Raw genomic sequence first — 9,024 nt, 5'->3', positions numbered from 1 at the left:
GCGCCCCGCCGTCGGGCTGCCGGCCGCCGGACTGCCGCCGCTGCGGACGGCCGAGGAGTGCCGCGTCTGGCTGGCCGCCGCCCAGCCGACCCTGGTGACGCTGTGCTCGCGGACCGAGGAGCCCGGGCCGTCCGGGCACACCGTGCGCCTCGCCACCACCCTCCACCGGCACTACGAGCGGTCCGGGCACTACGCCGACGCCCTGGCCGTCCACACCCACGCGCTGCGGGCGGCCCGCTCGGCCGGCGACGCCCGCGGCGAGGCCGACGTGCTGGCCTGTCTGGGGGCGGTACACCGGCGGCTCGGCGACTACGACAGCGCGCACCGGCACCACGACACCGCGCTCGCGCTCTGCCGGCGCGTCGGGTACCGGACCGGCGAGGCTCGGCATCTGACCAACGTCGGCGTGCTGCACGAACTGCGCGGGCAGTACCGGGAGGCCGCCGAGCACCACGAGCGGGCGGTCGGGCTGTTCCGCGCGGCGGGCGACGCGCTCGGCGAGGCGGACGTGCTGAACAACCTGGGCATCGTGCACGAGTTGCTGGAGGACTACCAGGCGTCGATCGAGAAGTACCGCCGAGCACTGGAGCTCTACCGCTCAACGGGCCACCCACTGGGCGAGGCCAGCGCGCTCGGCAACCTGGGCATCGTCGTGGCCCGGCTGGGCGACCACGCGGCCGCGGCCGGGTACTTCGAGCGCGCGCTGACCCTGTTCCGACGGCTCGGCAACACCTGCGGGGAAGGACACGCGCTGTCCAACCTGGGCAACGCGCTGCACGGTCTCGGCCGGTACGACGAGGCGGCCGCGCACCAGCGCCGGGCCCTGGACCTCTTCCGCCGGACCGGGGAGCGCTACGGCGAGGCCGGCGCCCTCAACGGCCTGGGCGAGGCGCTGCACGGAACCGGACAGCACACCGAGGCCCTCGACGCGCACGCCTCGGCGCTGGACACGGCGTCGGGGATCGAGGAGCGGGAGGAACAGGCACGCGCCCACCTCGGCACGGCCCTGGTCCGGCAGGCGCTGCGGGACCCGGAGCGTGCCGCGCACCACCTCCGGGCAGCGCTGGCGCTGTACACGGCGCTCGACTCGCCCCGCGTCGACGAGGTGCGCACGGCGCTCCTGCTACTGGACACACCGGCCCGGACGGCCGAGGAGACCGGGGCGGAGGAGAAGGGCTGACGGAGGACCCCTGCCCCAAGGGGCCAGAGAGGAGGACCAGCCGAACCCACCCACCTCAACTGCCCTGCCAGTGCTGTGACCGGCGTGGTTCGCCGGAGTGATGGGCGGGGCAGCGGCGCTGCTAATCGGGAGGCGTTTTGAGTACCCGCTGCGTAGGGTCGGCCGGATGACGCTCTCTCATGATGTGACCGGAGACGGTCCTGTACTGGTGCTGTTGCATTCCGGGGTGTGTGACCGGCGCATGTGGGATGCCCAGTGGCCGGCCTTGATCGACGCCGGTTACCGGCTGGTGCGCTGTGATCTTCGGGGCTTCGGTGAGACTCCAGCGCCGGACCGGCCTCACAGCGACGCCGAGGATGTGCTGGCCCTCCTGAACAGTCTGGGCATCGCGCAGGCGACACTGGTGGGATCCTCGTACGGCGGGCAGGTCGCTTTGGAGATCGCCGCGCGCTGGCCGGACCGGACGAGCGCCATGGCGTTGATTTGTTCCGCCCTTCCCGGGCATGAACCTTCTGCCGAACTGAGTGCGCTCGGGGAGCGCGAGGAAGCGCTGATCGAGGCGGGAGACATCGTCGGCGCGACGGAACTGATGGTCGAGACCTGGCTCGGCCCGGACGCCGACGAGACCGCCCGCGAGGCAGTACGCAAGATGCAGCGGCACGCCTTCGAGTTGCAGCTAGCCGCCGCTGAGGAGTTCGAGCCGATCGAGGCCGAGATCGATCTGGCGGCAATTCAAGCGCCCTGCCTTGCTCTGTCGGGCGCGCATGACCTGGCGGACTTCCGACAGATCGCCGCCCGACTGCCGCATCTGCTCGCGAACGCCGACCACGTCGAACTGCCCTGGGCAGGTCACCTTCCCAGCCTCGAGCGGCCATCGGCCGTTACCGATCTACTGATCGGCTTTCTCAAGGAGATAGGCCCTGTCGGTTGAGCCTGCTCGCGACATGCCTTGTCACGCGACATTGGTGAGGGGGCGTCCGCCCCAGCGGATGCCTTTCTCGCTGCGGATGCGGGCACGCTCCTTGCCCTGGGCCGCCAGCACGCCGGGAGGGCGGGTGTTGGCGTTGCGCCAGCGTGAGTAGGCGTGCGGTGCACGGGTCTGGACGGTGTGGTTCGGATGGTGTGAGTTGGCAGTATGCCCATTCGCTGCGCCGCCGCCGGCCCCGGCCTGGGGACAAGTGGCATCTGGACGAGGTCTTCATCAAGATCGACGGTGAGCGGAAGTACCTGTGGCGGGCCGTCGACCAGGACGGCATGGTGCTGGGCATCCTCGTGCAGAACCCGCCGGGACAAGGCTGCGGCCAGGCGCTTCTTCCGCCGGCTGCTCAAGACGGCGGGCTCGGTGCCGCGGGTGGTCGTCACGGACAAGCTCCGCTCCTACGGCGCCGCCCACCGTGAGGTCATGCCCTCCTTCGAGCACCGCTCCCACAAGGGCCTGAACAACCGGGCCGAGAACAGCCACCAGCCCACCAGGCAACGCGAACGCGCGATGAAAGGCTTCCGCAGTACCGGCGCTGCCCAGCGGTTCCTGTCCGCGTTCAGCGGCATCCCACCCCGCTTCCGGCCCCGCCGCCACCTGATGACCGCTCCCGGCTACCGACCCGTACGGCAGGTCGCCGAGCGTGACGAGGAGTCGGTGAAGGTGTGGAAGGAGGCGACCTTGGCGGAGGTGAAAGGGCCCGGGCGGCATTCGGGGGCTACATCTGCTTCGAGGACGAAGCAGGCTTCACCCGCCGATCGCCCCGAGGCCGCACCTGGCGACGACGCGGACACACCTCGGTCGTGACGGTGAGTGGACGCCGCTCGGGGCGGCTGTCGGTGGCCGGGCTGATTGCGATGCGGCCCGGCGCACGGACCCGACTGTGCCACCGGCTGATCGCCCACCCCGCGGGCAAGGGCAAGCGCCGCAGTATGAGCGAGCGCGACTTCATCGCTCTGCTCGACGGCACTCACCAGCTCATCAAGGCACCGGTCGTGTTGGTCTGGGAACGGCTCAACACCCATGTCTCCCGAACGATGCGAGAGTTGTCGACGCACGGGAATGGCTGGCGGTGTTCCTGCTGCCCGCCTACTCGCCCGACCTGAACCCGGTCGAGGGCGTGTGGGCCCACGTCAAGCGCAGCCTGGCCAACCTCGCCGTAGTCGCCCTGGACCGCTTGGCGACCCTCGTCCGCAACCGACTCAAACGACTCCAGTACCGGCCCGAAACCCTCGACGGCTTCATAGTGGGCACCTGCCTCGCCCTCGGCAACCCGAGCTCACGCTGATGAGCCGAAGTCAGTATCTGGCTGCCAGGAGGATGGCTGTGTAATGCGCGGTGAAGGCGGCGATGGTCAGGGCGTGGAAGACCTCGTGGAAGCCGAACCAGGCCGGTGCAGGGTTGGGCCGCTTGAGCCCGTAGACGACGGCGCCCAAGGTGTAGAGCAGACCGCCGGCGATGACGAGTACGACGACGGCGGTGCCGCCGGTGCGCGCGAAGTCGGGCAGGTTGAAGACGGCCACCCATCCCAGCGCGATGTAGCACGGGGTGTACAGCCACCGGGGAGCCCCGATCCACAGGACGCGGAAGGCGATGCCGACCAGCGCGCCCGCCCACACCACCATCAGCAGCACCCACTGCCGGCCTTCGGGCAGCAGCAATACCGCCAGCGGGGTGTACGTCCCGGCGATGATCAGGAAGATGTTCGCGTGGTCCAGCCGCCGCAGAACCGCCTCCCCGCGCGGACCCCACGTTCCGCGGTGGTAGACCCCGCTGGTACCGAACAGCAGACAGGCCGACACCGCATACACCGAGCAGGCCGCCGCTGCCGCACCTGTGCGCGAAACGGCGATCAGGACGATGCCGCCGACGAGCGCCAGGGGGAACACGCCGGCGTGCAGCCAGCCGCGCAACCTCGGCTTCAGCGCAGCCGCCGCCCGTTCCACCCCGCCTTCCAGGCCGGTAGCGGCAGTCAGCCGGCCTGTTGCGACGGGAGACGCATCCATCGCCGGGATTCGCAGGGTGTCGGGCGGGTTGCCCGGGCCAGGCTGGGGCTCCTGTCCGTGGGACGGTGGCTCAGTATCTTCGGCGATCATGCGCTCATTTTCGTGAAATGGCGGAAGCGTGCGGTCGGGCGCGGCATCAGGGACCGCGTTTCAGGTGGCGGCTGTGTGCAGGGCTGCGCTACGGCGGTGTTCGGCGTTGGTGCGCTGGGCTTCCTCGAGCTGGTCTTCGAGGGCGATGATGCGGCAGGCGGCCTCGATGGGGGTGCCTTGATCGACGAGCTCCCGGGCGCGGGCGGCGATGCGCAGCTGGTAGCGGGAGTAGCGGCGGTGCCCGCCCTCGGAGCGTAGCGGTGTGATGAGGCGGGCGTCTCCGATGGCGCGGAGGAAGCCCTGCGTGGTGCCGAGCATCTCGGCGGCCCGGCCCATGGTGTAGGCGGGGTAGTCATCGTCATCGAGACGGCTGTACGAGTCGTCTGCTGTCATCTGACCTCTCTGTGGAACGCGTGGAGGGCCCTGGCGCCGTACGGCGCCAGGGCCCGAAGGAACTGCTACACCATCCGCCGGCCCTACTGCTGCGCCGGCCTTCTGTCACCGCACACCCGACCGAGATGCTGCCGGGAATGCTGGGATCGCGGTTGCTCGACCGGAGACCACCTCACTATCGATGTCCTGCGGTACCCGGACTCAACAAGCCGCCCGGGCGATCCTGATGGCGTCCAATTCCTCCGTTCTTCTCCCTCTGGGATCAATCACTTACTAAGGGGACTGCGTATTGCTGGTGATGCGACCTGCTCAGCGGCCTGCGACAGCGCCACTCTCCGGCAGCCAGCCCCGTCGCCCGTCCTGCGTCTGCTCTGGCTTGGAACCCCACTGCCGAACCTCCCGGTGCGCGCGCCCGCAGCCGACGCCTTCACCGAGGTACCGCTCACTGACTTCACTGCTGGATACCACGAACCGCACTTACGGGTACTGCCACCGCGTCGACCGCGGCCCTACTCGCGGCGGCCCCTGATCACTGCGGGCCACCCGGTCCGGTCGTCAGCCCCGTCGCCGTCCTGCGACAACCATGGCTTCGGAACTCCACCACCGCACCGTCCTGCGAACTGCAACTACGTACCGCTGCCCGGCAGTTCGTGTCTGCCAGGCCCTTCTGTCTCTCTGGGCTACGAGAGAAACCATAACCACAGCACCACCCAATGTCTACTCTAGTCAACATAGATTTTCGTGTGTGGGCGGTGAGGTGTGGTCTCGAGCGGCGGTGGAGGCGGCGCCGGACAGAGCCCTCAGGCGATGCCACGGCTGCCCGCCCCTTGGGGCACCGCATGTCCGGGTGGTGAGAACCAGCGCCGCCCAGCCCTACGGGGGTGTGCAGGATTCGGTACGGCGTGGTGGCGAGGTCATGGCGCAGCTGCCCCGGCCGCGTCAGGTACCGGGAGCTCGGTCGGCGGCAGCGGAGTATTTCGGGCCACTTCCGGAGCTGGTCTTGAAGGACCAGGTTGTCGCCGCGGGCCACGGTCTGCAGCAGCCGGGCGCACACGGTCGCTTCGGCGGCGAGGCCGGCCGGGCTGCCCAGGACGGGCAAGGCGGTGCGGACGCGGGTGGCGACGTCCTCCCGGAGCAGTAGGTAGGCGTAGAGCGTGGCGGCGTCGAACCGCTCCGGAGCTCGCCCCCAGCCCTCCCAGGCCAGAAGCCACAGGGGCGCGGTGACGTTGGCCCAGTGCAGGTCGGCGTGGGCGGCTGCTCAGCGGGTCACGGCCGGGGCCGCGATGCCCACGAACTCGGGGATGGCCCGGTCCATGTAGTGCTGGCGTACGGCGACGCGGTCGGTGTCGAAGGCCGCCACCTTCTCCAGCGTCCCGGTGAGGTCGGCCCACCAGGAGTCCGGCAGTTGGAGGTCGCGCTGGAGCACCGGGTCGTCGGACAGGACCGGCTGGTCGACGCGAGCCGACAGCTCCGCCCGATAGGCGGTGGTGTCGTCGACGGCGTCGTGGACGGCCGGGAGGGCGGGCCGGCGCCCGTCGAGGTCCCCGAAGACGTGGTGTGCCTCGAGGGCGCCGTCCCACGGTTCCCCCGACGCCTTGTCCTCTGGCGCGGACACCAGCCGCGGCCACGCCGGATGCCCGGCGGCGGTGCGGGCCGGGGCACCCACAGTGCGCCCGGCCCAACCCCAGAACTCCCCGCCCGGCTCGACTCGTACGTCCAGAGCCTGGGCGGCGCGGGCATGGCGGGCACGCATGCGCTGTTCGGTGTCCGGGTCAGGGGGAGGCGAGTACACCAGTGAATGACTTGCGTACGGCGCTCCTTCTTCTGGCTTCTCCCTCAACTTGGCGGCGGTCAGGGAGGGTTGGGCGACGGCGTCGGCCGCCTGACTCCAGTGTGGCGCACTGGAGGCCGCGATGAGGACGCCCGTCAATCCTGGGCATGACACCACGGCGAGGACGCACGCCTGTGCGGGGGGCAGTCCCGGCCGGACTAGGTCGGCGAGCTCCTGGTCGACCACGCCGGGGAACTCGCCGCCGTGCGCGGCGCGGAGGCCATCACCCGCAGCCCCGCGCCGGCTGCGGCCGGGAGCGGGCCATGGCCTGAAGGGCCTGCGTGATCGGCGTCATCCTCACCAGCCTGACCGGCATCTGGACCGCGACCAGGTGGTGCCGGCCGCCCGCGCCTTCGGCGGCCAGGGCAAGCAGTTCCTCCACCGTGAACGCTTCCTCTTCCAGGCCCGCCCACGCGGCGATGCCGCATCCGGCCACCTGCCCGGCTGCCACGGCCTCCTCGAGGACGACGAACGTCTCCGGATCGCGCGGTGCAGGGCGGGACGGTCACCGGGGTGGGCGCGCTCCGGGCTGTGCAGCAGGACCAGGTCCAGCCGCTCGCGCCGGAGCTGCTCGCGGTTGCGGCCGGTCTGTCAGGGCACATAGTCCGGGGTAAGCGGAGCCGGGGGCGGCCCGGACGAAGCCGGGTCTGCGATGTCTCCGGTCGGCCTGGCACGCCTACTCGCCCCGGCCGTTGAAGCGCGGGCGGTCGTCGACGGGTCGTGAGCGATGGTCGCGCCAGGCGGCGAGCGCGGTGTCCCGGCCGGCGCCGGGATGTGCGGCGTTCCAGTCGCGGAGGAACCGGTTGAGTTCGAATTGAGGCCCGATGTCCTCGGGGCCCTGTCCGCGTGTCGTATGCCAGTGACGTACCGCATCGCCAAGCGTTCGCCCGGCGCCGTCGGCGATGAAGGAGCGCATGGCGGCGTCGAAGCGGAACGCGGGACCGATCTCGGCCCGGAAGAAGCCGCGCAGTTGCTGGCTGCACCGCTGTCCTGCACGGATGACGGTGTCCTCGGTGAGCGGTTCGGGCAGCGGCGCGCCGACCACGCGGCGCACAGGGGCGGCGGGCGGCAGCGGTCTGCCGTCGAGCACCGCGGCCAGGCGGTCCGTCAGCTCCTGCTTGCCACCACGCGTGCCGACCCCGATGGAACGGGCGAAGGCGAGGAGTTCGTCCTTGAGCCAGTACCAGCGCCGCAGTTCTTCACCGGTGAGGGAAAGGGCCAGGGTCGGCCGCTGCTCTGTCATCCGTGCAGTATGCCAACCGCCTCCGACACTGCTCGATCAGCGACAACTCCGCGAAACGCAGTCGGGGCCTCCCCCTGAGAGGAAGCAGCCGAGCTCGTCGGGCTCGGTGATGCTGCGGCATGCGGGCAACCATCTCTGGCCGGTGGCGTCATCCCGCGCTGGCATCGTGCCCGCACGAACGTCACCGTCGAGGAAGTGGGGCCTTCCCCCGTGCCGTTGTTCCGCGAAGGCGGAAGTAATCACCTCGCCATGAACCATGGCTGGGACGTGGTGATGGCGCTCATTGTCGTCCCGGTACGAGTGCGCCGCGTGCTCGGCGACCAGCGGTGGCAGCAGCTCCGGCGTGTGCCGGGGGTCCGTCACCAGGCCTTCGAAGTACACCCCGGAGGACTGTCCGAGTAAGCGTCGTATCTGGTCGCCCAGACCGGTGGCCCGAGGTCTGCCGTACCCACCGGCCTCGTCCAGCGACTTCACGGCCTCCTCCCAGTCACCGCGCATCGTCTCCAGCCGGGCCCGGTCGACCAGGACGTCCAGCTGCCACGTCGTGTCGTTCTCGAACTCCGGTTCCTCGTCGCTCGGGTGTGACCGCAGGCTGTGGAACTCGCGGTGCATGTCCTGCATGAACGCGAGGAAGTCGGCGTGCCTCTCGGGCGGCGCGGCACGCCAGCTCGCCCAGGTGTACACGGCCCACTCGCCATCCTCGTCCACGTCCTCCGGATCCATAAGGATGTGGGTAATGTCGGACTCGACGTCGAGCTGCAGCCCGCGCCGCCAGATGTCCACCTCTCGCCGCTCCTCGGGCCCGGCGTCCTCGTCCAGGTACTCCTCGAACATGTCCGCGAGTCCCGACGCGTCGTTGTGCCAGCGAGCGTCCTCGGTCCCCGCCAGCAGCCACACGAACCTGCCCGCGTGCCGCCAGCCGTCGCTGACCTTGAGGAACTCCCGGTACGACGGGGGCATCCGCCGGCCGAGACGCTCCTCCAGGGCCACGATCCGATACTCCGAGGCGGGCGGGAACCGAGCCACCGCGCCTCCCAGCGCGGTCTCGTCGTCCTGCCCCCGCGTCTCGTCGTCCTGAAGGGAATCCGCCCACTCCCCGCTCCACTCGAGCAGGAAGGACCGCCAGTCGAATCCTCTGGTGTCTGTCGTGGTGTCCGTCATGTGCCGGATGCTGCCACCCACCACTGACAGTGTCCCGACACCACCCGGCGCACCCGGTGCAGCCGACTGGCAGCCCTCGCCGTCACCGTCTGCGCCGCCGCGGCCGGTCTGGCCCCGGCCCCGCAGGCCGCCGTCCCGGCC

The 9,024-nt window shown here is 70.5% G+C and carries 8 protein-coding genes and 4 pseudogenes; 5 read left to right on the top strand and 7 right to left on the bottom strand.

Annotated features, from left to right (window positions below):
* Positions 1–1,180: tetratricopeptide repeat protein (locus AWZ10_RS43625; protein ID WP_159058581.1), on the top strand; the 1,180-nt coding region annotated here is incomplete at its 5' end.
* Positions 1,181–1,346: 166 nt separating this feature from the next.
* The gene (locus AWZ10_RS43620) at positions 1,347–2,111 is read left to right on the top strand and encodes an alpha/beta fold hydrolase (protein ID WP_060893936.1); all 765 of its coding nucleotides are present in this window, start codon (positions 1,347–1,349) and stop codon (positions 2,109–2,111) included.
* Between the two features lie 21 nt (positions 2,112–2,132).
* Here the strand turns inward: AWZ10_RS43620 and AWZ10_RS54805 are convergent.
* Positions 2,133–2,312: pseudogene (locus AWZ10_RS54805) on the bottom strand (IS630 family transposase); the annotation flags it as partial.
* 2 nt (positions 2,313–2,314) lie between these two features.
* Between AWZ10_RS54805 and AWZ10_RS43615 the strand changes: the two are divergent.
* Positions 2,315–2,747: pseudogene (locus AWZ10_RS43615) on the top strand (IS6 family transposase); the annotation flags it as partial.
* Between the two features lie 33 nt (positions 2,748–2,780).
* Positions 2,781–3,447: pseudogene (locus AWZ10_RS43610) on the top strand (transposase); the annotation flags it as partial.
* Positions 3,448–3,457: 10 nt separating this feature from the next.
* On the opposite strand, the gene trhA reads toward AWZ10_RS43610, so the two are convergent.
* Positions 3,458–4,255, bottom strand: a complete 798-nt coding sequence (gene trhA, locus AWZ10_RS43605; RefSeq protein WP_199845798.1) for a PAQR family membrane homeostasis protein TrhA — start codon at positions 4,253–4,255, stop codon at positions 3,458–3,460.
* Between the two features lie 60 nt (positions 4,256–4,315).
* Entirely contained in the window at positions 4,316–4,648 is a 333-nt protein-coding gene (locus tag AWZ10_RS43600; protein WP_060893934.1) for a helix-turn-helix domain-containing protein, read from the bottom strand.
* 1,000 nt (positions 4,649–5,648) lie between these two features.
* On the opposite strand from AWZ10_RS43600, the gene AWZ10_RS52720 reads away from it, so the two are divergent.
* Complete coding sequence (locus tag AWZ10_RS52720; RefSeq protein ID WP_167366050.1) at positions 5,649–5,789, top strand: hypothetical protein; 141 nt, start codon at positions 5,649–5,651, stop codon at positions 5,787–5,789.
* 117 nt (positions 5,790–5,906) lie between these two features.
* On the opposite strand, the gene AWZ10_RS43595 is transcribed toward AWZ10_RS52720, so the two are convergent.
* The 4 genes and pseudogenes from AWZ10_RS43595 to AWZ10_RS43580 form a co-directional block, all read right to left on the bottom strand.
* Positions 5,907–6,401: a hypothetical protein gene (locus AWZ10_RS43595; protein ID WP_244172760.1), complete on the bottom strand. Its 495-nt coding sequence runs from the start codon at positions 6,399–6,401 to the stop codon at positions 5,907–5,909.
* A gap of 301 nt (positions 6,402–6,702) precedes the next feature.
* Positions 6,703–6,930, bottom strand: a complete 228-nt coding sequence (locus tag AWZ10_RS53285; RefSeq protein ID WP_060893933.1) for a hypothetical protein — start codon at positions 6,928–6,930, stop codon at positions 6,703–6,705.
* 225 nt (positions 6,931–7,155) lie between these two features.
* Complete coding sequence (locus AWZ10_RS43585; protein WP_060893932.1) at positions 7,156–7,722, bottom strand: DUF6434 domain-containing protein; 567 nt, start codon at positions 7,720–7,722, stop codon at positions 7,156–7,158.
* Between the two features lie 267 nt (positions 7,723–7,989).
* A pseudogene (locus tag AWZ10_RS43580) lies at positions 7,990–8,883 on the bottom strand (SMI1/KNR4 family protein); the annotation flags it as partial.
* Positions 8,884–9,024: the final 141 nt, after the last annotated feature.

It is taken from the genome of Streptomyces europaeiscabiei (assembly GCF_001550375.1).
In the GTDB taxonomy this organism is placed as follows: Bacteria; Actinomycetota; Actinomycetes; order Streptomycetales; family Streptomycetaceae; genus Streptomyces; species Streptomyces europaeiscabiei.
Note: the sequence above shows the minus strand (reverse complement) of the source record. Positions and strands in the feature narration are given on the sequence as shown.